The following is a 21048-nucleotide window of genomic DNA, read 5'->3' as shown; positions in this document are numbered from 1 at the left end:
AATGTCCGGAGTTATTGAGGAAATTAAAAGTCCCTTAGATTTAAAAAAATTAACATCTGAAAGTTTAAGTCAACTTTCTAAAGAAATTAGGGAAACTCTAACTACTACGGTTTCGTTAAATGGAGGACATTTAGCAGCCAACTTGGGAGTCGTAGAATTAACTATAGCTTTACACAGTGTTTTTGAAAGCCCCCGGGACAAAATCATTTGGGATGTAGGGCATCAGTCTTACGTACATAAGCTTCTTACCGGAAGAAAAGATTGTTTTTCAACACTTCGGTGTCACGGCGGCTTAAGTGGATTTCCTAAGTGCTCAGAGAGTCCACACGACGTATTTCAAACCGGTCACAGCAGCACCTCAGTTTCTGCAGCTTTGGGGATGGCTATGGCCAGGGATTTAAAGAAAGAGGAACATCATGTAATTGCTGTAATTGGAGATGGGGCTCTTACTGGAGGAATGGCTTTTGAAGCTCTAAATCATGCCTCTCATACCAAAACTAATTTATTAGTAGTTTTAAATGATAATGAAATGTCCATTTCAAAAAATGTAGGTGGTTTATCTGCTTACTTAAGCAGGATCAGGACAGACCCCACTTATTCTAGAATCAAAGAAGACGTAGAAGTTTTGACGCGAAAAATACCAGCCATAGGGGATGCGGTTTACAAGTCTTTAGGCAGAGTGAAAGATACTTTGAAATACCTGCTGGTTCCAGGTATGTTGTTTGAAGAACTGGGATTTACTTATCTTGGGCCCATAGATGGACATAATATAAATCATCTCAGGCAGGTGTTTATGAGTGCAAAAAAATTAAAAGGGCCCGTTCTTATCCATGCTTTAACTAAAAAGGGAAAAGGATTTAAAATCGCTGAAAAGAATCCTGATAAATTTCACGGGATAGGTCCTTTCAATATAAAAAATGGAGATACGGTAAAAAATTCTAAAATCCCTACGTATACAGAAGTTTTCAGCCAAACTTTGATTAAATTGGCCGAAAAAGATAAACGCATAATAGGAGTAACGGCAGCTATGCCCTCAGGTACCGGCCTGGACAAATTTGGATTTAAATATTCTGACCGGTTTTTTGATGTAGGGATTGCCGAACAGCACGCCCTTACTTTCAGTGCTGGAATGGCCAAGGAGGGTTTTAAGCCTGTGGTTGCTATTTATTCAACCTTTCTACAGAGGGGCTATGATCAGGTTGTCCACGATATTTGTTTGCAAAAACTACCGGTGATTTTGGCTGTGGATAGAGCAGGAATTGTGGGGGAAGATGGGGAAACCCATCAGGGCACCTTTGATCTATGCTTTTTGCGGCATATCCCTAATATGGTAGTCATGGCTCCTAAAGACGAAAGAGAACTTCAGAACATGTTATTTACAGCCATCCAGTATGATGGCCCTGTGGCTATAAGGTTCCCCCGGGGTCATGGGGTGGGAGTCCCTATAGGCTTTGATTTTGATATAATTGAAATGGGTAAATCAGAAATTTTGGAAAAGGGTTCAGACCTGGCAATTTTTGCTCTGGGGGCGATGGTTCCAATTGCCCGTAAAGCTGTTGAAGAATTGAAAACGTACGGTTTAAAAACAACTCTGGTCAACGCCAGGTTTGTAAAACCCATAGATGATCATCTTCTACTAAGTATAGCTCATAAATGTAAAAAAATAATTACTATGGAAGATAACACGCTGCAGGGTGGATTTGGCAGTGCTGTGCTTGAATTATTGGACTCATCAGATATGGCTCATTTAGAGGTGAAAAGATTAGGTATTTGTGACCATTTTGTGGAACAAGGTAAACGGGATTATCTACTGGAAAAATGTGGGTTAAGCGTCGAAAATGTAGTTCAACAGGCATTGGCTATGGTTAGAACTACAGATATTAAAAAAATTAAACCAGTAAGAGGATGATAATTCACTAATGAAAGAGCGACTGGATAATCTGATGGTTGCCAAGGGTTACTGTTCCAGCCGTTCCCGGGCTAAAGCATTAATTATGATGGGAAAAGTATTTGTTGACGGGAAGCGGGTGGACAAGGCAGGATGCCCGGTGGATCCTTCGTCAAGAATAGAGGTCCAGCAAGATATTCCCTATGTGAGCCGGGGAGGGTTAAAACTTGAGAAAGCGTTGAAAGAGTTTCAGGTCTCCCTAACTGGAAAGATTGTTATAGATGTGGGTGCTTCTACCGGAGGTTTTACTCACTGTGCGCTGAAAGATGGTGCTGAAAAAGTATATGCCGTAGACGTTGGGTATGGGCAGTTAGCCTGGTCTCTTAGAAATGACCCCCGGGTGGTAAATATTGAAAGGACAAATATCCGTTACTTAAATCCTGATACTATTCAGGATATACCGGAAATAGCCACAGTGGATGTGGCTTTTATATCTTTGAAACACATATTTCCCATACTGCGCCGGACCGGCACAAAAAAAATAATTGCTTTAATCAAACCTCAGTTTGAAGCAGGAAAAGATAAAGTGGGGAGAAAGGGAGTAGTTAAGGATCCTAAAGTGCATCGGGAAGTGATTGGTACTGTGTTGAACCAGGCAAAACAACAGGGCTATACTCTAACAGCACTGACCTTCTCTCCCATTAAAGGTCCCCAGGGCAATATTGAATACCTGGCTCTATTTGAGATTGAAAACCACCCTATGGACAACCCTGACCTAATTTCTTTAATTGAAACCACGGTGAGCAGGGCTGTAGAAGAATTATAAATAAGGAAATAATGAGGGAAGAGATAGGAGGTTTAACTAATGAAGGCTGTTGGTATAATAACAAATCTTCAAAAAGAAGAGACACTGGCAACAGCAGAAAGAATTCTAACTCTCTGCCGGGAACATGATCTGCAGGTATTTTTTACAGTAGAATGTGCAAGCCTTCTGGGCCTTCCTGAACTGGGTTATCCGGTTCACCGGATTCCTGAAATGGTAGATCTGCTGTTGGTGCTGGGGGGAGATGGAACCATTTTAGCGGCAGCCAGAAAAGTTGTTGGAACCAATATACCAATTTTGGGAATTAATCTTGGACATGTGGGATTTTTAGCTGAAGTGGAAGTATCAGACCTGGAGTCTTCCATGGAGAAAATTGTAAGTAATCAGTTTGTAGTTCAGGATAGAATGATGCTGTATGCGGAAGTAATTCGAAACAGTCAGGTGGAAGCTTCTTTTTATGCTCTAAATGATATAGTTATATCTAAAGGGCCTTTTTCCCGAACTATAAAATTGAAGACTTATATCAATAATCATCTTTTGGAGGCTTATCCGGGAGATGGGGTAATTATTGCCAGCCCTACCGGTTCAACCGGTTATTCACTATCTGCGGGGGGCCCTATTGTTAATCCGGCGCTAAACCTTTTGGTGGTGACTCCCATATGTCCACACATGATGCATCATCGTTCGGTGATTATAGCCGAGAATGAAAAGGTCCGTATCAAAGCTTATACCCAGCAGGCAGAAGTAGTTCTGACTGTTGATGGTCAGCAGGGGTTTCAATTAAAAAATGATGATGAAATAATAGTAAAAAAAGCAGATTACTATACAAAACTGGTTAAACTCACCGACGTAAATTTTTATGCTCTTCTACATCGGAAGCTTAGAGAGAGATAAATAATAAAGGGTGGTTTTATGCTTACGGAATTGTATATTAAAAATATTGCGTTGATCGATTCTCTCAAAATGACCTTATGTACCGGTTTAAATATTTTGACCGGTGAAACTGGTGCTGGAAAATCTATAATTATGGGTGCAATAAAGCTGTTAATAGGAGCTCGAGCCAGCAGTGAATCCATAAGAACAGGAACAGAAAATGCACTGGTAGAAGGGATATTCCAGTTTAAATCTCCACCGGTTAAAGAGAAAATTAATAAAATATTAAGTGATTACGGTCTGAACTTAGAAGAAGGGGATATTCTTTTTTTAGGCAGGGAACTATCTCTAGCCGGAAAAAATATATGTAGAGTCAATGGACGTATGGTGCCTCTGAATGCTTTTAAAGAAATCGGACAATATTTAATTGAGTTTCACGGCCAGGGTCAGCAGCAGTTGTTAAGCAGATCAATAAATCATCAGGATTTATTAGATAACCTGGGAGGAAAAGAGATCTCACAGCAGAAGGAACGGGTAAGGAAACTGTTTTTCCAGTGGAAAAAATGTCGTCAGGAAATTGAAAATCTTTATCTGGATGAGACAGAAAAGGAGAGAAAACTGGATCTCCTGCAGTACCAGTACGAAGAAATCACTCAAGCAAATCTTTCAGAAGAGGAGGAGAAAACTCTTCTAGAAGAGAAAATGAGGATAAACAATCGAGAAAAATTGATTTCCAGCCTGTCTATCATATATGAAAGACTGTATGAAGGTACCAATAACCAATCCGTGGTGGAAAGCATGGGATTAATACAGAAGGAATTGGAGTCTGTTATAAAATATGATGAATCTTTAATTGAAAAAATTCCCGGAATAGATGAATCTTTAGCAGTCCTTACGGAAATCAGCCTGGAGATAAAAGAATACCTGGAAGACCTGCACTATCAACCGGAGGAGATTCAAAAGGTTGAAGAAAGACTGGAAATAATCAACAATTTAAAAAGAAAGTATGGACCAGGTATTGCAGATATATTGAAATTTGGAAGAAACGTAAAGGAACAAATAGAATTACTCTTGGGAAGTGAAAGGAAACATCAAGAATTACAAAACATGAAAACACAGTTAGAAAAAAACTTACTGAAGGAGTCTGGTAAACTAAGGGAATTACGGATAAAGGTCTCTCATTTTTTAGAAAAACAAATTTCAGATTTGTTAACAGAATTGGAAATACCCCAGGGAATTTTTAAGGTTTCCTTAGAAAAAACCGAAATACTAACCTCCCGGGGTTTCGATCGGATAGAGTTCTTATTTTCTGCAAATCCCGGAGAAGAAACTAAGCCATTATCTAAAATTGCCTCAGGAGGGGAAATATCCAGGATTATGTTGGCTCTAAGGACGGTATTAGTCGAGGCCGATGAAGTTCCCTCTGTGGTATTTGATGAGATCGATGTGGGGTTGGGAGGGGCTTCTCTGCAGGCAGTAGCAGAAAAGTTAAATTTTATTTCCAGGCATCGCCAGGTTATCTGTGTTACCCATGCACCGCAGGTTGCCAGTATGGGTGACCGGCATTTTAGAATTTCTAAAAAGGTAGAAGAAGATAGGACTTTTACGGTAGTTGAACTATTAAACAAAGATATTAGAAAAAAAGAAGTAGCCCGGATGATAGATGGAGCCGATTTGTCAGAAATCACTTTAACCCATGCCCAGGAAATGTTGGACCGGGTTAACTTATTTAAATTAAAATAATTTTTAAAAAAAAGAACCATATAAGGGAAAAATAGCTTTTTGCTATTTTTTTTTGTTTTTCTTTTATTCATGCCAAATAAAAGCGGAACTATTATGTAAACTAGTAAGCATAAAAAAAATTTTTAAGGTTAACTTAAAATTACGAGAAAAATTCGAAAATTAACAAGGAGGCGGTTTTTCCAAAGATAATAAGCAGGGAGCGTGAAAAACCTTGAAATTTCCCAGGATACTTCCCAAAATACTGCTTGGATTCTTAATAATTCTGCTTTTACAGCCGGTTTTTATTTGGTATAATTACTCGCAAAATGTACGGCTGTTGGAGGGAGAAGAATATTATGTAAACATTATGTATCCTTTTCAAGCTGAGCTTGTTTGCGATCAGCATGATGTTTTAAAAATTAACGGGAGTCTTCTACAAAACGAAAGTACTAATGTAAATCTGAGAGATCCTTTAATGGTGCAGGCTGTAAACCTCGGTAAAGCTAATTTGAAAATTACGCTTTTTGGGAAGATACCCATCAGACATCTATCTGTAAGAGTTCTTCCTGAAATGAAATTATATCCGGGAGGCCAATCAATTGGAATAAAGTTGAGGTCAGAAGGGGTTTTAGTGGTAGGTTATAATGAAGTAGATGGAAGATATCCTGCCAGGGAAAGTGGAATAAAAAAGGGTGACTCGATTATTGCCATAAATGATGTTAAGGTAGAAGGAATTAATCAAGCTGCAGAATTAATTAGTGAAAATGGAGAAACTGGCAGCACCATGACATTTAAGTTGAAACGAGATGAAAAGACCTTTATCAAAGAGGTAAACCCTTATTTTTGCCCAAATACCAACAGCTACCGAATTGGCCTTTTTATTAGAGATACGGCAGCAGGGGTAGGTACCTTAACCTTTTATGATCCAACAACAAAAAAATATGGTGCCTTGGGTCATGTGATTGTTGATATTGATACCAATACACCCATTGATATAAGCCAGGGAGAAATTGTAAAAGCCAGTATAATTAATATAAAGGAAGGGCGAAGAGGCCATCCTGGAGAAAAAACCGGGGTATTTATAGAACAAAAGGATATTATAGGTTCAATTTATAAAAATACTGATTTTGGTATTTTTGGAACCTTAGAAAAAATTGAGAACAAAAATGATTTTAACAGCAGTCCCATTCCCATCGCTACAGCTAATCAAGTTGAAATTGGTCCGGCAAAAATTCTCACGGTATTAAAAGGCGACAAAATCGAAGAATATGATGTAGAAATTCAAAAGATTGTCAATAAAAATACTCCCAGCAATAAAGGTTTTATTTTGAATATCATTGATGAAGAGCTTATAGATGCCACTGGAGGCATAATACAAGGGATGAGCGGAAGTCCGGTCATTCAAAACGGCAAAATTGTAGGCGCAATCACGCATGTGTTTGTCAATGAACCAACAAAAGGTTACGGGATTTTTATTGAATGGATGCTGTTAGAATCAGGTATTCTGGAAGAAAGTGATATAAATAAGGCTTCTTAAAAGTGTAAGAAAAAATTTCTTACACTTTTTTCTAATTTTTTAATTTTTTTTAAAGGAATTTGCTTCCAAAATGTCGAATAATTATTAACAAGAAATCTAAAGCATTTATAAGAAAATTATGAAATTAAAGAGGAGGTAAAAAATGATTAAAGTTTTAATTGCAGATGATAACCGAGAATTTAATGAGTTATTGTCTGATTACCTCGATGAGCAGCCTGACATTGAAGTTGTAGGAAGAGCTTACAACGGTAAAGAAACCTTAAAAACGGTGGAAGAAACGCAGCCTGACATTTTATTATTAGACATAATAATGCCCTATCTAGATGGGCTGGGAGTACTGGAGAAATTAACAGAATATCCTGCGGATTGTCGTCCAAAGGTGATTATGCTGACTGCTTTTGGACATGAAAATATAACACAAAGAGCCGTAGAATTGGGTGCTACATATTATATTTTGAAACCTTTTAAAATGGAGATTATCAGTGACCGGATAAGACAGCTGAGCAATATTTCCGGAGGCAATAAAACAAATGCTTTACCCTTACATGTTCCTAAGTTGAAAAAGAAAATTGGAAGTGAAAACCTTGAAAGAGAAATTACCAGTATTATACATGAAATCGGAATTCCAGCTCATATAAAAGGCTATCAATATTTACGGGAAGCCATTATGATGGTCACCAAAGAAATTGAAATTTTAGGAGCAATAACTAAGGTTCTTTATCCAAGGATTGCAGAAAAATTCAATACAACTCCCAGCCGGGTAGAAAGGGCTATAAGACATGCTATAGAGGTAGCCTGGTCCCGGAATAATGTGGAAACTATTAAAAAGTTTTTTGGGTATACTATTAATACAGAACGAGGGAAACCAACTAACTCAGAGTTTATTGCTATGGTTGCAGATAAATTAAGATTAATGACTAAGGTTAGTTAATATAAACAAAGAGTCCTCGTAGAAATACAAATAATTAACTTAATAAAAATGATATGCAGTTTTTGCATATCATTTTTTTTGTGTTAATTAAAGAACTCTTTTTTTTAGGGTAGAAGACCCCCACCTCTAAGCGTTAGCGTAGGTGGGGCTTATAATCAAGTGGAGTAGAGTTTCCACCTGATTCCCCGATTGTTTCAGCTTGCTGAAACGAGTTCACTAAAAGAACTATTTTTTTGTGTTAGAAAAGTAACTAATTGAGAATAATAAAGACAGAAAAAAAGAAAGGTCATTTTACATGTCAGGGATAAAAAAAGAAAATTATTTTAAAGGTAAAGTAAAACTGGACAAAAGAACAAAAAATCTGTCAAAGAGAATTCAAGCGGGAGACATTGCTTTGATTGACCACGTGGACATTGATGAGATGGCCGGTTATTCCCTGGCTAGAAATAATATCAAAGCGGTACTAAACATTAACTCCTCCATCAGTGGCAAATATCCTAATCTGGGTCCAAAGATTTTGATTGACCATGGGATTTATGTTCTAGATGAGGTGGATAAGGAAATCTGGGAAATGGTGTCAGATGGGGTTGAGTTAGAAATACATGGAGATCAAGTTTTAATGAATGGTAAAACTATTGCGTCCGGCAGTGTTCTGACACGAGATAAAATAAAAGAAAAAATTGAAGAAGCCAGTTTAAATCTAGATCAGGAAATTGAAAATTTTGTACAGAATACCCTGGAAATTGCCCAAAAGGAAAAAGACTTAATTACCGGAGAAGTCAAAGTGCCGGAGGTAGGAACTACCATAAGAGGGCGGCACTCTCTGGTGGTAGTAAGGGGACATTGTTACCGAGAGGATCTGAAGACTATTCTTTCTTACGTCAAGGAAGTTAAACCGGTAATCATCGCTGTGGATGGAGGTGCCGATGCGGTAAGAGAGTTTGGATTGAAGCCCGATATCATCATAGGAGATATGGACAGTGTATCCGATGAAACCTTGATGATGGGAGCTGAGATTATTGTTCATGCTTATTCTAACGGCGATGCACCTGGGTTGGAAAGAATAGAAAAATTAGGGTTAAATGCAAAAGTGTTTCCTTCCCCGGGAACCAGTGAAGATATTGCTATGCTGTTGGCTTATGAAAAAGGTTCCGAGATTATTGTTGCCGTAGGCACACATTCTAATGTTATTGATTTTTTCGAAAAGGGTAGGAAGGGGATGGCCAGCACTTTATTAGTCCGGTTAAGGGTAGGAAACAGGTTAATCGATGCCCGGGGTGTCAGCCAGCTGTACAGGGGAAAAGTTAAAATCTCGTTGATGCTCAGTTTACTTGCTGCTGCGTTTATTCCTGTTTTTGTTCTAGCTAGTTATTCACCTAAAATACAGCATATTATTTATTTGATTTTTTTAAAAATACGATTGGTGACAGGTGGTGGGTAGATGAACCATAAAAGGGATTATTTAATTACAGTGATTTCTGTATTTCTGGCGCTGGGCATAGGAATTCTTATTGGTGCTTCTTTGAGCGATAATGTCATTGTAAAACAGCAGAAAGAAATAGTGGAGAGAATGGATGAAAGGTTAGGCAATTTAAATGAAAATATAACAGCCCTGCAGGAGGACAAAAACCGACTCAATGAAGAACTTTCAGCCTGGGTGATGTTTCAGGAAAAATTTTTAACGGAATATGTAGGAAGGCCACTGGAGGGTTTTAATATAGCGGTAATTTATGAGGTTGAAGATCATAAAGTTATCGCCCCTGTAATTAATTTTTTAGAGAATACCGGAATTCAAGTTAACGGACATGCAGCATTGAATGCTTTATTTATGACAAATTTGGAAACAGTTTCACTCCAAGGCAAATCATATCAACTTGGTCAGGAAAATCAAAGAAAGGATTATTTTGATAAATACTCTATCCTTATGACTGATTATTTAATAGGCAAAAGTTTAGAACCTCAGGTTTTCTATACTGATGAGTTCTTATCTGTAGAAATAGCCCAAACAGGTTTACCGGATAAAGTTTTATACTTTCCCGGGAACCTGGAAAAAAAATGTACAGAACTGCACAATTCTATTATTTCATCACTGAAAAGTAACAATGTTTCTTTTGTATCGGTTTATTTATCTCCTGAGGAAGCAAATCTTTCTCGGAACTATGAAGTAATTGCTCTGGAAAATATAGAAAATATTCTTGGCAGATTAGAACTTTTGCATATGTTAGAATCCAACCTGCAGGAGGTTATTAATCATGATTAGGAGCGTCAAAACATGACAGCTATTTCCGTTATCATACCGGCGTATAATGAGGAAGACAAAATAGGTGAAACCTTACGAGCAATTTTTAAAATACCCGAAATAAAAGAAGTGATTGTGGTTGACGATGGCTCTAACGATATGACTTCTGAAATTGCATCAAAACAAGGTGCCAGGGTAATTAATATGCATAAAAACACCGGGAAAAGCAATGCTGTATACCAGGGAATGCTTCAGGCTAAATATGACTTGATTGCTTTGGTAGATGCGGACCTGGAGGAATCTGCTTTTGAAGTGAGAAAACTTATTTATCCTCTTTTACGTAATGAAGCGGATATGACCGTGGCTCATTTTAAAGACAAACATGCCGGGGGAGGTTTTGGAATCGCCAAAAAAATTACCGCTTTTTTTTTGGTAAAGATGACCGGAAAAGCGGTACAGTCTCCCCTATCAGGGCAGAGAGTATTAAAGAAAACACTCTTAGAAGAAGTGAGTAATTTTTCTCGGGGTTTTGGACTGGAATTTGGGCTGACCGCCATAAGCCTGGGGAGAGGTTTGAGGGTGATAGAAATTGAAACAGATATGGTTCATAGAATACATGGAAAAAGTTTAAAAGGATTTATTCACCGGGGTCGGCAGATGATCGATATTTTCAAGGTATTATTCATCATTCTTATCTATAAAAAAGAGGTAGTAAAATGATTCTTGTTGTTTTCATAATTTCGCTGTTGGTCACTTACTTGATTTTACCACCCCTTTTAGCTTTGCTAAGGTCAAATTTTTTACGGCAAAATTTTAAAGGAAAGAAAATCCCTTCAGGACTAGGCCTGCTATTTATAGTGACTTATTTAATGCTTTTTCCTTTACTATTTTTTTATCCAAGGGTTGATCCTTTAATGATCTTATTAAAAGGGTTTTTACTGGGAGTGATTGCTTTAGTTGGGATAGCAGATGATTTTATGGGAGACATGAGCAGGGGATTTAAAGGCCATGTGAAAGTCTTTTTGAAGGAAAAAAGATTTACCTCCGGCGGGTTAAAGGCTGTAGTAGGGTTATTATCAGGGATTATATTGGGATTATATATCGGCAGCAGTGTAATAGAGTTGGCAATCAATGCACTAATCTTTGCTTTTTCAGTAAACCTGTTTAATTTAATGGATGTTCGTCCCGGCAGGTCTTTAAAACTTTATATCATATTTAGTTTGTTATTTATATGGGGAAGCGAGCAAATAGTTCTGCTTAGTGTTCCAATTTTAGGTGCCGCGGTTAGAATACTTCCCTTGGATTTGAATGAAGAGGGAATGTTAGGAGACATAGGTTCTAATTTATTGGGTGCTTCTGTTGGATTCTTTCTGGTTTTCTTAGGAGAACTGCCTATAAAGATTTTCCTTTTGAGTGCTTTAATTTTATTTCAGTGGGTTGGGGACCAGATTTCCTTTTCCAGAGTGATTGAAGGAAATAGAACTTTGAGATATTTAGATAATTTAGGTAGAAAACAAATATAGTTCAGTTAAAAATAAATTGTGCAAGGAAAGCTATAAAAAGTTAGCGAAGTAGACTATTTAAAAAAATAGGTAATATGGGTTTTAGTGGAAGATTTATTTTAAACAAGGGGGAAATATAAGGTGTTTCGTTTGCGTCCGGGAAATGTAAAAAAGATCATCAGGAACAGAAAGGGAATACAGGAGGCGTGGGTTGAGGTTGAGGGTAATGAAGAAAAAACCATAAATTACACGGATTTAACCGGTGTATTGAAAACGGGAGATGAGGTTATTGTTAATACTACAGCCCTTCATTTGAACCTGGGTACTGGCGGGAAAAATTTTGTGTTTCTTAATTCCCGTTACTCTTCCTTTGATATTTCCGATACAGGACATATCATGAAATTAAGGTATACTCCTTACCAAATAAAGGTTTTGAGTTGTGAAGAACAGGAAAGCCCGCATCGAAATAGTTTCAAAAGCTTTTCAAGCTTAAATGGCCTTCCGGTTTTAATGGGTGAACTTCATAGTATGCTGGCTCCTGCTGCTGCAGTCCTTAAATATAAAAGTCCCGGAGCCAGAATAGTATATATAATGACGGATGGGGCAGCGCTGCCAATAGAATTCAGCGACACGGTGAGCGCTTTAAAAGCCAAGCAGATCATAACAGGTAGCATTACTACAGGGCATGCCTTTGGTGGAGACCTGGAAGCGGTGAATGTTTATACTGCTTTGATCGCAGCCAGTGAGGTTTTTCAGGCCGATGTGGCTATTGTGACCATGGGTCCGGGAAACGTAGGGACCGATTCAGAATACGGTTTTTCAGGGATGGAACAGGGAGAAATAATAAATGCTGTAACTATACTGGGTGGGCAGCCGGTCTACATCTTGAGGGTTAGTTTTGCGGATCCCAGGGAACGTCATAAGGGAATTAGCCATCACTCCCTTAAAGTATTGAAAGATATAGCTATGACGCCGGCAGCGGTATGTCTTCCTGAGACCGATGATGCCACTTTTCTTTATATAACCAGGCAGTTGGAGTCTGCGGGCATATATAATAAGCATAGAGTTATAAACAGAAAAGGAGGAATCGCTGCTGAAGCCTTAAAAAGCTTTGGACTGAGAGTAAAGACTATGGGCCGGGCATTAGAACAGGACAGAATCTTTTTTGAGTCAGCAGGGGCATCTGCTGTTTTTACAACAGAGCTGATGGACAAGAGGAGTGCTATATTGGCTGTCGAGACTTTCAGCAGGGTCAAATAACAGATGCTAAAACGGCTGCCGGTAAATTGCTGGCAAAAGGCCGACGTAACGTAAAGAAAGAATAATGAGTTCTATCCCCGCATAAAAATAAACAGATGCCGATAGGTTTATTTGTGGGGGTAAAAAAATGTACTATAGACTAAAAGATTTATTTTATCAATACATAAAAGAAAACCTTGTTTATTATATTTTGGTTGTATTTTTGTTTTTTGTAGGAATAATTGTCGGGGCACTGGTGGTAAAAACAATTCCTTCGGCACAGATAGAGGAATTAAATCGGCACCTGTCTTATTATTTTGTTGGTTTTAACAAAGATAATTTTTTAGAAAATCAGTATATATTAAGAGAGTCTTTGGGTCAAAATTTCAAAAATTTATTAATGATTTGGCTTTTAGGATCCTCTATAGTGGGTTTTCCAATTATTTTTTTTCTTCTTTTTTTAAGAGGGTTTGTTTTAGGTTTTACGGTGGGGTTTTTAGTGGATCAGATTGCTGTAAAAGGAATGTTTTTTGCAGTGGTGGCCATACTTCCTCATAATATCTTTATCATTCCCGCCATGATTATTGCAGGTGTTACCAGTGTTTCTTTTGCTTTTAAGATTATAAAACTTCGCCTCGGCGGCAGAAAATTTAATTTTGGTCAATTATTTATGAGTTACAGTTTCACAATTTTACTGATGGGTTTTCTTATTATAACGGCAGGGTTAATTGAAGCATATATTACACCGGTTTTTATCCAATTTGTGATTCCCTTAATTAACATGTAAGGTTTCCAAAGACTTCCTAATTTGTGGTTCTAAAAAAAGTTATTTCTTAATATGTTTAAAAGAAAATACTAATTTATTATGGATGGAAATTAGGAGGTGTAAGGTAGAAATGAGAATGGTTTCATTTGTTAAGTTTAACCCAAGATATATTATGCTATTTAAAATTTTGGTTATATTATTAGTAATGACTTTAATTGTACCCAAAGTACTATTTATTGTGAAAGAAATTATATCTCCCGGGGCTGAGTTGGAGGGGCCTGCTGATACCCGTCAGGTTGACCAAAAAACCTTTCAGGAGGGATTTGCTTCTTTTTGGGATGTATTTTGGTATAATTTGCAAAATTTTTACCGGCAGGGTATAAATATTTAAATATTTTCCTACTTTAACAGGATTTTATTTTCCTTATGTTGAATAAATAAAACACATTTACCAAAATATTCGAGAATTACCAAAGTGACGTCGGGTAAACAGGTTTAATAAAGGGGATTATTGGATGAATGATAAGTGGTTTAAAGAATACCAGTATTTTTTAGAAGTGGAAAAGGGATTGGCAAAAAATACATTGGAATCTTATGGTAGAGACTTGAAAAGTTTTTTTTCTTTTTTAAATAGTAATAACTGCAGCAATCCTGTCAACGTATGCAGGAACGACATTGTGTCATATTTACTGCATCTCCAAAAAAAAGGCAGGGCGGTTTCTACCATTTCCAGAAATCTGGCTTCTATCCGTTCTTTTTATCATTTTTTGATTGAAGAGCAGGTGGTAAAACAAGATCCTTCTTCAAACCTGGAGTCACCCCGTCAAGAAAAAAAATTACCGGAAATTTTAAGTATCAGTGAAGTGGACCTGCTTTTGAGCCAGCCCAATCAACTGGAAGTTACAGGTATACGGGATAAGGCTATGTTGGAAGTAATTTATGCTACGGGAATCAGGGTTTCTGAGATGGTATCATTGAATAAGACGGACATAAATATTGATTCTGGCTATCTGAGGTGCATTGGGAAGGGAAATAAAGAAAGAATTGTTCCCCTGGGGAAAGTTGCTATAAAAAATATTTTTTATTATTTGGAAAAGTCCCGGCCAAAACTGGTTAAAACAGATGGTGAAGAGGCTTTTTTTGTGAATCATCACGGTAAGCGGCTGACTCGGCAGGGTTTTTGGAAGATTATTAAAAAATATGCCCAACTGGCAGATATAAAGAGAAAGATTACTCCTCATACCTTAAGACATTCCTTTGCTACTCATCTTTTGGAAAATGGTGCTGATTTACGCTCAGTGCAGGAGATGTTGGGACATGCAGATATTTCTACCACTCAGATTTATACACATATTACCCGCAAAAGGCTGCGAGGGGTGTATGAAAAGTCACATCCCAGGGCCTAAAACATGAAGCGGGATTTCAACATAAGATAAAGGAGTTAATAAACAAGATGATTAGCCGTGTGTTAGTTATTGTGTTGGATGGATTAGGCGTAGGGGAGCTTCCTGATGCCGGTGAATATGGAGATGAAGGAAGTTTTACTCTAGGCAATATTTCTAAAGCATTGAAGGGAATTGATCTTCCTAATTTGGAGGCTTTCGGATTAGGGAACATAGCACCTGTTCAAGGCATAAGGCTGATGGATAAACCTCTGGCCTGTTTTGGTAAAATGAATGAAAAGTCTGCGGGGAAAGATACTATTACCGGCCATTGGGAGATGGCTGGTTTAATTTTAAATCAGCCTTTTCCATTATTCTGCCAGGGTTTTCCTGAGGAAATAATTAATTCCTTTGAAAAAGCCATTGGCAGGAAAGTTATTGGAAACAAAGCGGCTTCCGGAACTATTGTGATTGAGGAATTGGGTGAAAAACACCTGGTTACCGGCAGGCCTATTGTGTATACTTCAGCGGACAGCGTGTTCCAGATTGCAGCTCATGAGGAAGTGGTCGGAGTGGAAATTCTGTACAAATGGTGTGAAAAAGCCCGGGAAATCTTAAAGGAGGATTATGCCGTAGGGAGAGTTATTGCCCGTCCCTTTAAAGGAGTTCCGGGAGCTTTTACCCGGACTACCGGGCGAAAGGATTATCCCCTTAAACCCTTTGAAAAAACCATCCTGGATTACATAAAAGAAAAAGGACATCAGGTAATTTCCATTGGGAAAATATATGATATATTTGCCGGTTTTGGTATTACTCAATCATTTCCCACCAAAGGAAATAAAGAAGGCCTGGAAGTAATTAAGAAGGTTTTGAAATCTTCTTCAGAGGGATTGGTATTTGCTAACCTGGTGGACTTTGATATGCTTTACGGACACCGCAATGACCCTGAAGGCTATTATATGGCTTTGAGGGAATTTGATGATGCCCTTCCTGATTTATGTAACCTTTTAAGTCCTACGGATATGATAATTATAACTGCAGACCACGGGTGTGATCCTACCATGGAGAGTACAGATCATACTCGGGAATATGTACCTTTATTAGTTTATGGAAAAAACATATTACAGGGGGTAAACTTGGGAGTTAGGGAAACCTTTGCCGATGTGGCGGCAACGTTATCTGAGATATTTAAAATTGAAGGAATAAAAAATGGTACTAGTTTTGCAAAGGAAGTTGTAGAAAAGGCGGGCAGCAGATGAATGCATACCAAATAATTTTAAAAAAAAGAGAAGGAAAAAAAATTAACAAGCAGGAGATAGAGTTTTTACTGGGGGGATATGTAAAAGGATGGATTGCCGATTACCAGATGGCAGCTTTCTTGATGGCTGTTTATTTTCAAGGCATGAGTGATGAAGAATTGACAGAATTCACTGAAGTGATGGCTCATTCTGGTGAAATTATTAATCTATCCTCCATTGCCGGTGTAAAGGTGGATAAACACAGTACCGGGGGAGTAGGGGATAAAACTACACTGGTTCTGGCTCCTCTGGCGGCTGCGGCAGGCATTCCTGTGGCCAAGATGTCCGGCAGGGGGTTAGGCCACACCGGGGGCACCATAGATAAGCTGAGGGCCTTGGAGGGTTTTGAGGTGCATCTTTCCCGGGAGGAGTTCATAGACAGAGTGCTGGATAATGGTTTATGTATTGTCGGTCAGACGGACAACCTGGTTCCTGCCGACAAACAGTTATATGCCCTGCGGGATGTAACGGCCACGGTGGACAGCATCCCTTTGATTGCCAGTTCCATCATGAGTAAAAAATATGCTTCCGGAACTGATGCCCTGGTGTTAGATGTAAAAATGGGTGCCGGAGCTTTTATGAAAACTTTATCTGAAGCTCAAGACCTGGCGGAAAGTATGGTAAGAATCGGAACCAGGCTGGGAGTGAAAACGGCAGCCTTTATTACGGATATGAACCAACCCTTGGGAAGAACCGTGGGAAATGCTCTGGAGATGAAAGAAGTGTTGCTGACTTTACGGGGAGAGGGGCCCTTGGATCTGACAAATTTATGTTTAAAATTAGGATCCTGTATGCTGGTGCTGGGCGGAAAAGAAGATCACCTGGAATTGGCGGAGGCAAGGTTGAAGGAGATTCTCTATTCAGGTAGAGCCCTGGAAAAGTTTATATCCTTTGTTAAAAAGCAGGGAGGAAGTATACAGGGAATAGAGGATGTGGAACTTTTGCCCAGGGCGGGTATGATTCAAGATTTTAAGGCTCAGACCGAGGGTTTTGTGCAGGAGGTTGATGCTTTTAAGGTAGGCATGGCGGCCATGACACTGGGGGCCGGCAGGGAAAAGAAAGAAGATAAGATAGATTTAGCTGTAGGGGTTGAACTGTTTAAAAAAATAGGGGAAAGAGTAAAAAAAGGGGAAACACTATTTAGAATTCATAGCAATTCTGAGAAGAAATTTGAGGCTGCTATAGAGTTACTGAAAGAGGCTTTGGTTATATCTGTAGATGAACCCTTAATTCCTCCTCTAATATATGATTATATAACTGGGGAGTAGTAGGGAAGGCGGACGAGATTGGTTTTAATACGAAAAAACGGGGTTATTCCCCGTTTTTTTCTTCCGTACAGAGTATTATATTTGCTTTGGCAATCACCGATTGCACCGAAGGGCCGCATCATTTTCCAGTGGGATTTTTAACCAGGCATTCATCACCGCTGTTGGCCCCGGTATGTTTTTTGATATCCCCCATGTCTTTGCAGCACTTGTGTTTTACAATGTGGGTTAGAATATCCTCATCGGTAACTTCTGTACAATAACAGACAGTCACCGGTGAACTCTCTTTAAACCATACCTTAACTTGTAAATCATGCTTTTTATATTGGACTTCTTCAGAATAATAAATGGTATCACAGTTAGGGTTCAAGCAAATATGGTAATCCTTACCTTTTACAATTAGTGTATTAAGGACTAAATTTTTCACTGTAACTGTTTCCACTGGTTGGCCGGTAGTTTTACATGTAGGACACTTTCCACCGGAAAGGTTTTCTTTTGAATTACCTCATAATTTTATCTGGTTCATCTTGCTGCCTCCCTGAATTATATATTTAAGATTTTAGCAGGTTATATTTTCTTTTTCAACATAGTTTGGCTATATTAAAACATTTTTTAGGGTGATTGTATTATTTTGTTATAGACGGATAAAATAATGCTTAAACAGGAGTGTTTAACTGTTATAAAAACTAACTGAACTCTTTAGGGGGATAAGATGATTAAAAGAAAACATTTATCTATGGTTCTGATTATGCTGTTACTGGTTGGATTTATTGGCCGGGTATCATCCCAGGAGGCGGATTTTGATTTTAAAGCAGAATCTGCATTGCTGGTGGATGCCACCACAGGAGAAGTTATATTTGAGAAGAATATGCATGAGATTGTATATCCGGCCAGCATAACCAAAATTATGACCCTGCTGCTTTGCATGGAGGCATTGGAAAGCGGTAAAATAAGTATGGAGGATGAGGTTGTCATAAGCGATCGGGCCGCTGCTATGGGAGGGTCCCAAATATTTTTAAGTCCGGGAAATGTGGTAACGGTGGAAGACCTTTTAATTGGCATTTCCGTAGGTTCTGGAAACGATGCTTCAGTAGCCATTGCTGAACATTTAGCGGGATCTTTAGAAGGATTTGTAGATATGATGAACCAAAGGGCTTCTCAATTAGGAATGAATAATACCTGGTTTGAAAATGCCTGTGGGCTTCATGTGGAGGGGCATCATTCCACAGCCTATGATATTATGCTCATGTCCAGGGCTTTGTTAGAATATCCTCAGGTGCATGAATGGTTTACTATCTGGATGGATGAGGAGTTTTTAAAGGGCAAAATAAGTGAAGAAGGGGTATTCTTAAGCAATACCAACCGTATGGTTCGCTATTATTCCGGTTGTGATGGTTTAAAAACAGGATATACCAGCCCGGCGGGTCATTGTGTATCAGCTACAGCCCAAAGGGATAATACAAGGTTTATCTCAATCATCATGAATGCTCCGGACAGCAAGACCCGTTTTGCTGAAGCACAAACACTATTAGATTATGCTTTTGCCAATTATAAAACAGTACACATAGCTGAAAAGAACGATGTCATGGCAAAAGTCCAACTGGAAAAAGGCACAGATACTCACGTTAACCTGGTGCTGGCGGAGAAAGTAGGAATACTGCTAAAAAAGACAGATGAACAGGACTTTAAAACGGAGATTAAAATAACCCATTCGCTGGAAGCTCCCATTGAGATAGGAGAAAAGCTGGGAAAGTTGGTTGTCTTAGGGAATGGAAAAGAAGCTGTCAAGGAAGACCTGCTGGCAGAAAAAGAAGTGCCTCGAGCTTCCATCTTTCAAATATATAAAAGAATTCTGTCAAAGTGGGTTCAGTTTGGACGATAAAAAAGAGAACCTTTTGCCCTGTTAGGGCATTTTTTTTTGCAGGTAAAATTACCTCCCATGTAGAATTTCCATAATAAGGATTACTTTGCCTTTGACAGGCATTGGGAGGGGAACGCATGAAAATTGAATTAAGAGCTTCAGGAGAGGTGCTGATAACCTCTTTACAGGGAGAATTGGACCATCATACTGCACAAATATTTAAGGACATGGTTAAGGAAGAATTACATAAAAGAAAGGTAAAATATTTGGTGGTAGATATGTCTGGTTTAACTTTTATGGACAGTTCAGGGATTGGAGCTTTACTGGGCCGATTAAATCAACTGAAAAATAAGGGTGGAAAGGTAGTGGTTTTTGGAATGCAGTCTCAGGTAAAAAAGGTATTTTATGCTGGAGGTATGGATAAGGTGATTCCTTGTTATGAAAGGGAAGAGGAAGCCATAGTAAATTTATTAAGGGGGTAGAGGAAATGAAAAATATTATGAAATTAGAAATTTTAAGCAAGTCTCAAAATGAATCCTTTGCCAGAATAGTGGTGGCTGCGTTTGCCTCTCAACTGGATCCTACCTTAGAAGAGATAAACGAAATAAAAACTGCCGTATCTGAAGCTGTCACCAATGCGGTGATTCATGCTTATCCGAATAAAACCGGCTTAATTGTCATTAAGGGAGTACTGTTTGAAGAGGGGTTAGAAGTGGAAATAACAGACAGTGGAATAGGTATAGAAAATGTGGAAAAAGCCCGTGAACCCCTGTATACTACCATCCCAGATCAGGAGCGTTCCGGGATGGGATTTACATTGATGGAAAAATTTATGGATGGATTAGAAGTGCTGTCAGAAAAAAACAAAGGCACTACTATTAAGATGACTAAGAGGATTTTAAATAAGATGAATAATTATTCCAATTAGATGGGTGTGATTATGGACTTTGAAAAGGAAGTTATGCATAACGAAGATTTATTTAGGAAAGCCCAAGGGGGAGATGTCCCCTCCCGGGAAAAAATAGTTGAAATGAATATGCCTTTGATTAAAAACCTGGTAAAAAGGTTTAATTTTTCTCGGGAAGAGTCGGAGGATCTTTTCCAGGTAGGTTGTATTGGACTGCTTAAAGCAGTAGACAGGTTTGATATTGGTAAAAAGGTTAAATTTTCAACCTATGCTGTTCCGGTAATTCTGGGGGAAATTAAGATGTACCTTCGGAAAAATAGTATGATTAAAGCCAGTAGAGCGCTGATTGTTTTATCTGAGCAGATTAAAATGAAAAAGGAAGAGTTTTTAAGAATATCAGGGAGGGAACCTTCTCTACGGGAACTTTCTGAAGAATTAAAGATATCCCGGGAAGACATTGTTATGGCCATGGAAGTTGGGTTGAAGCCTTTATCTTATGATTCTTGTTTAGTTAATGGCAGTACATATCAGAATGATAATTTGGCAGCCACAGAGATTAAGGAGGAATTGATGATTAATAGAATCACTTTAAAATCTCTCCTGGCTGGGTTACCTTCTGTTGAACGAAATATTATCTTTTTACGTTTTTTTGAAGAGAAAACTCAACAGGAGGCTGCTCAAAAATTAGGAATATCTCAAGAGCAGGTTTCCCGTTTGGAAAGGAAAATATTAAAAAAATTAAGAGAAGCTATGAATTCTTAAAAAAGGATTATATTATAATTATCATTTAAATAACGCATACTAATCTTAAAATT

20 protein-coding genes and 1 pseudogene are annotated in these 21048 nt (G+C 38.3%); 20 read left to right on the top strand and 1 reads right to left on the bottom strand.

Annotation, left to right across the window (positions count from 1 at the left end; translation table 11 throughout):
- The first annotated feature begins 1 nt into the window (after window position 1).
- The 16 genes from dxs (at window position 2) to HUE98_RS10695 (ending at window position 17468) form a co-directional block, all read left to right on the top strand.
- A complete protein-coding gene (gene dxs, locus HUE98_RS10770; protein WP_241420653.1) occupies window positions 2-1909 on the top strand; it encodes a 1-deoxy-D-xylulose-5-phosphate synthase in 1908 nt (635 codons plus the stop codon).
- Window positions 1910-1919: 10 nt separating this feature from the next.
- Window positions 1920-2714: a TlyA family RNA methyltransferase gene (locus HUE98_RS10765; RefSeq protein WP_241420652.1), complete on the top strand. Its 795-nt coding sequence runs from the start codon at window positions 1920-1922 to the stop codon at window positions 2712-2714.
- 39 nt (window positions 2715-2753) lie between these two features.
- The gene (locus HUE98_RS10760) at window positions 2754-3605 is read left to right on the top strand and encodes an NAD(+)/NADH kinase (protein ID WP_241420651.1); all 852 of its coding nucleotides are present in this window, start codon (window positions 2754-2756) and stop codon (window positions 3603-3605) included.
- A gap of 18 nt (window positions 3606-3623) precedes the next feature.
- Window positions 3624-5327: a DNA repair protein RecN gene (gene recN, locus HUE98_RS10755; protein WP_241420650.1), complete on the top strand. Its 1704-nt coding sequence runs from the start codon at window positions 3624-3626 to the stop codon at window positions 5325-5327.
- A 211-nt stretch (window positions 5328-5538) separates the two neighbouring features.
- The gene (gene spoIVB, locus HUE98_RS10750; protein WP_241420649.1) at window positions 5539-6843 is read left to right on the top strand and encodes a SpoIVB peptidase; all 1305 of its coding nucleotides are present in this window, start codon (window positions 5539-5541) and stop codon (window positions 6841-6843) included.
- Between the two features lie 142 nt (window positions 6844-6985).
- A complete protein-coding gene (gene spo0A / locus HUE98_RS10745) occupies window positions 6986-7774 on the top strand; it encodes a sporulation transcription factor Spo0A (RefSeq protein ID WP_241420648.1) in 789 nt (262 codons plus the stop codon).
- A 295-nt stretch (window positions 7775-8069) separates the two neighbouring features.
- Complete coding sequence (gene steA, locus HUE98_RS10740; RefSeq protein ID WP_241420647.1) at window positions 8070-9215, top strand: putative cytokinetic ring protein SteA; 1146 nt, start codon at window positions 8070-8072, stop codon at window positions 9213-9215.
- Window positions 9216-10034 (top strand): copper transporter, encoded by an 819-nt coding sequence (locus HUE98_RS10735; RefSeq protein ID WP_241420646.1) that lies wholly within the window; start codon window positions 9216-9218, stop codon window positions 10032-10034.
- Between the two features lie 12 nt (window positions 10035-10046).
- Window positions 10047-10733: a glycosyltransferase family 2 protein gene (locus tag HUE98_RS10730; RefSeq protein ID WP_241420645.1), complete on the top strand. Its 687-nt coding sequence runs from the start codon at window positions 10047-10049 to the stop codon at window positions 10731-10733.
- Between the two features lie 194 nt (window positions 10734-10927).
- A complete protein-coding gene (locus tag HUE98_RS10725; RefSeq protein ID WP_241420644.1) occupies window positions 10928-11536 on the top strand; it encodes a hypothetical protein in 609 nt (202 codons plus the stop codon).
- A gap of 120 nt (window positions 11537-11656) precedes the next feature.
- Entirely contained in the window at window positions 11657-12775 is a 1119-nt protein-coding gene (locus HUE98_RS10720; RefSeq protein ID WP_241420643.1) for a DUF3866 family protein, read from the top strand.
- 127 nt (window positions 12776-12902) lie between these two features.
- Entirely contained in the window at window positions 12903-13541 is a 639-nt protein-coding gene (gene spoIIM / locus HUE98_RS10715; RefSeq protein WP_241420642.1) for a stage II sporulation protein M, read from the top strand.
- Window positions 13542-13650: 109 nt separating this feature from the next.
- The gene (locus HUE98_RS10710; RefSeq protein ID WP_241420641.1) at window positions 13651-13911 is read left to right on the top strand and encodes a hypothetical protein; all 261 of its coding nucleotides are present in this window, start codon (window positions 13651-13653) and stop codon (window positions 13909-13911) included.
- Window positions 13912-14035: 124 nt separating this feature from the next.
- The gene (gene xerD, locus HUE98_RS10705; RefSeq protein ID WP_241420640.1) at window positions 14036-14926 is read left to right on the top strand and encodes a site-specific tyrosine recombinase XerD; all 891 of its coding nucleotides are present in this window, start codon (window positions 14036-14038) and stop codon (window positions 14924-14926) included.
- Between the two features lie 47 nt (window positions 14927-14973).
- Complete coding sequence (locus HUE98_RS10700) at window positions 14974-16161, top strand: phosphopentomutase (RefSeq protein WP_241420639.1); 1188 nt, start codon at window positions 14974-14976, stop codon at window positions 16159-16161.
- A complete protein-coding gene (locus tag HUE98_RS10695; RefSeq protein WP_241420638.1) occupies window positions 16158-17468 on the top strand; it encodes a pyrimidine-nucleoside phosphorylase in 1311 nt (436 codons plus the stop codon). Before HUE98_RS10700 ends, HUE98_RS10695 begins: the two co-directional genes overlap by 4 nt.
- Before the next feature lie 118 nt (window positions 17469-17586).
- Here HUE98_RS10695 and HUE98_RS10690 read toward each other — a convergent pair.
- A pseudogene (locus tag HUE98_RS10690) lies at window positions 17587-17928 on the bottom strand ((2Fe-2S)-binding protein); the annotation flags it as partial.
- A gap of 249 nt (window positions 17929-18177) precedes the next feature.
- Between HUE98_RS10690 and HUE98_RS10685 the strand changes: the two are divergent.
- The 4 genes from HUE98_RS10685 to HUE98_RS10670 all read left to right on the top strand — a co-directional run bounded on the left by HUE98_RS10685 (window position 18178) and on the right by HUE98_RS10670 (window position 20995).
- Window positions 18178-19347, top strand: coding sequence for a D-alanyl-D-alanine carboxypeptidase family protein (locus tag HUE98_RS10685; RefSeq protein WP_241420636.1), 1170 nt, complete (start codon window positions 18178-18180; stop codon window positions 19345-19347).
- Window positions 19348-19463: 116 nt separating this feature from the next.
- Window positions 19464-19808 (top strand): STAS domain-containing protein, encoded by a 345-nt coding sequence (locus HUE98_RS10680; protein WP_241420635.1) that lies wholly within the window; start codon window positions 19464-19466, stop codon window positions 19806-19808.
- A 5-nt stretch (window positions 19809-19813) separates the two neighbouring features.
- The gene (gene spoIIAB / locus HUE98_RS10675; RefSeq protein ID WP_241420634.1) at window positions 19814-20254 is read left to right on the top strand and encodes an anti-sigma F factor; all 441 of its coding nucleotides are present in this window, start codon (window positions 19814-19816) and stop codon (window positions 20252-20254) included.
- Window positions 20255-20266: 12 nt separating this feature from the next.
- Window positions 20267-20995 carry a sigma-70 family RNA polymerase sigma factor gene (locus tag HUE98_RS10670; RefSeq protein WP_241420633.1) on the top strand — a complete coding sequence of 243 codons (729 nt, stop codon included), beginning with the start codon at window positions 20267-20269 and terminating at the stop codon, window positions 20993-20995.
- Window positions 20996-21048: the final 53 nt, after the last annotated feature.

It is taken from the genome of Candidatus Contubernalis alkalaceticus (assembly GCF_022558445.1).
GTDB lineage: Bacteria > Bacillota > Dethiobacteria > SKNC01 > SKNC01 > Contubernalis > Contubernalis alkaliaceticus.
Note: the sequence above shows the minus strand (reverse complement) of the source record. Positions and strands in the feature narration are given on the sequence as shown.

What these genes read in the sequence shown, in the direction of transcription:
- dxs (WP_241420653.1), top strand. Translation starts at nt 2, where the DNA reads ATGTCCGGAGTTATTGAGGAAATTAAAAGTCCCTTAGATTTAAAAAAA.
- HUE98_RS10765 (WP_241420652.1), top strand. Translation starts at nt 1,920, where the DNA reads ATGAAAGAGCGACTGGATAATCTGATGGTTGCCAAGGGTTACTGTTCC.
- HUE98_RS10760 (WP_241420651.1), top strand. Translation starts at nt 2,754, where the DNA reads ATGAAGGCTGTTGGTATAATAACAAATCTTCAAAAAGAAGAGACACTG.
- recN (WP_241420650.1), top strand. Translation starts at nt 3,624, where the DNA reads ATGCTTACGGAATTGTATATTAAAAATATTGCGTTGATCGATTCTCTC.
- spo0A (WP_241420648.1), top strand. Translation starts at nt 6,986, where the DNA reads ATGATTAAAGTTTTAATTGCAGATGATAACCGAGAATTTAATGAGTTA.
- steA (WP_241420647.1), top strand. Translation starts at nt 8,070, where the DNA reads ATGTCAGGGATAAAAAAAGAAAATTATTTTAAAGGTAAAGTAAAACTG.
- HUE98_RS10735 (WP_241420646.1), top strand. Translation starts at nt 9,216, where the DNA reads ATGAACCATAAAAGGGATTATTTAATTACAGTGATTTCTGTATTTCTG.
- HUE98_RS10730 (WP_241420645.1), top strand. Translation starts at nt 10,047, where the DNA reads ATGACAGCTATTTCCGTTATCATACCGGCGTATAATGAGGAAGACAAA.
- HUE98_RS10725 (WP_241420644.1), top strand. Translation starts at nt 10,928, where the DNA reads ATGATCTTATTAAAAGGGTTTTTACTGGGAGTGATTGCTTTAGTTGGG.
- spoIIM (WP_241420642.1), top strand. Translation starts at nt 12,903, where the DNA reads ATGTACTATAGACTAAAAGATTTATTTTATCAATACATAAAAGAAAAC.
- HUE98_RS10710 (WP_241420641.1), top strand. Translation starts at nt 13,651, where the DNA reads ATGAGAATGGTTTCATTTGTTAAGTTTAACCCAAGATATATTATGCTA.
- xerD (WP_241420640.1), top strand. Translation starts at nt 14,036, where the DNA reads ATGAATGATAAGTGGTTTAAAGAATACCAGTATTTTTTAGAAGTGGAA.
- HUE98_RS10700 (WP_241420639.1), top strand. Translation starts at nt 14,974, where the DNA reads ATGATTAGCCGTGTGTTAGTTATTGTGTTGGATGGATTAGGCGTAGGG.
- HUE98_RS10695 (WP_241420638.1), top strand. Translation starts at nt 16,158, where the DNA reads ATGAATGCATACCAAATAATTTTAAAAAAAAGAGAAGGAAAAAAAATT.
- HUE98_RS10685 (WP_241420636.1), top strand. Translation starts at nt 18,178, where the DNA reads ATGATTAAAAGAAAACATTTATCTATGGTTCTGATTATGCTGTTACTG.
- HUE98_RS10680 (WP_241420635.1), top strand. Translation starts at nt 19,464, where the DNA reads ATGAAAATTGAATTAAGAGCTTCAGGAGAGGTGCTGATAACCTCTTTA.
- spoIIAB (WP_241420634.1), top strand. Translation starts at nt 19,814, where the DNA reads ATGAAAAATATTATGAAATTAGAAATTTTAAGCAAGTCTCAAAATGAA.
- HUE98_RS10670 (WP_241420633.1), top strand. Translation starts at nt 20,267, where the DNA reads ATGGACTTTGAAAAGGAAGTTATGCATAACGAAGATTTATTTAGGAAA.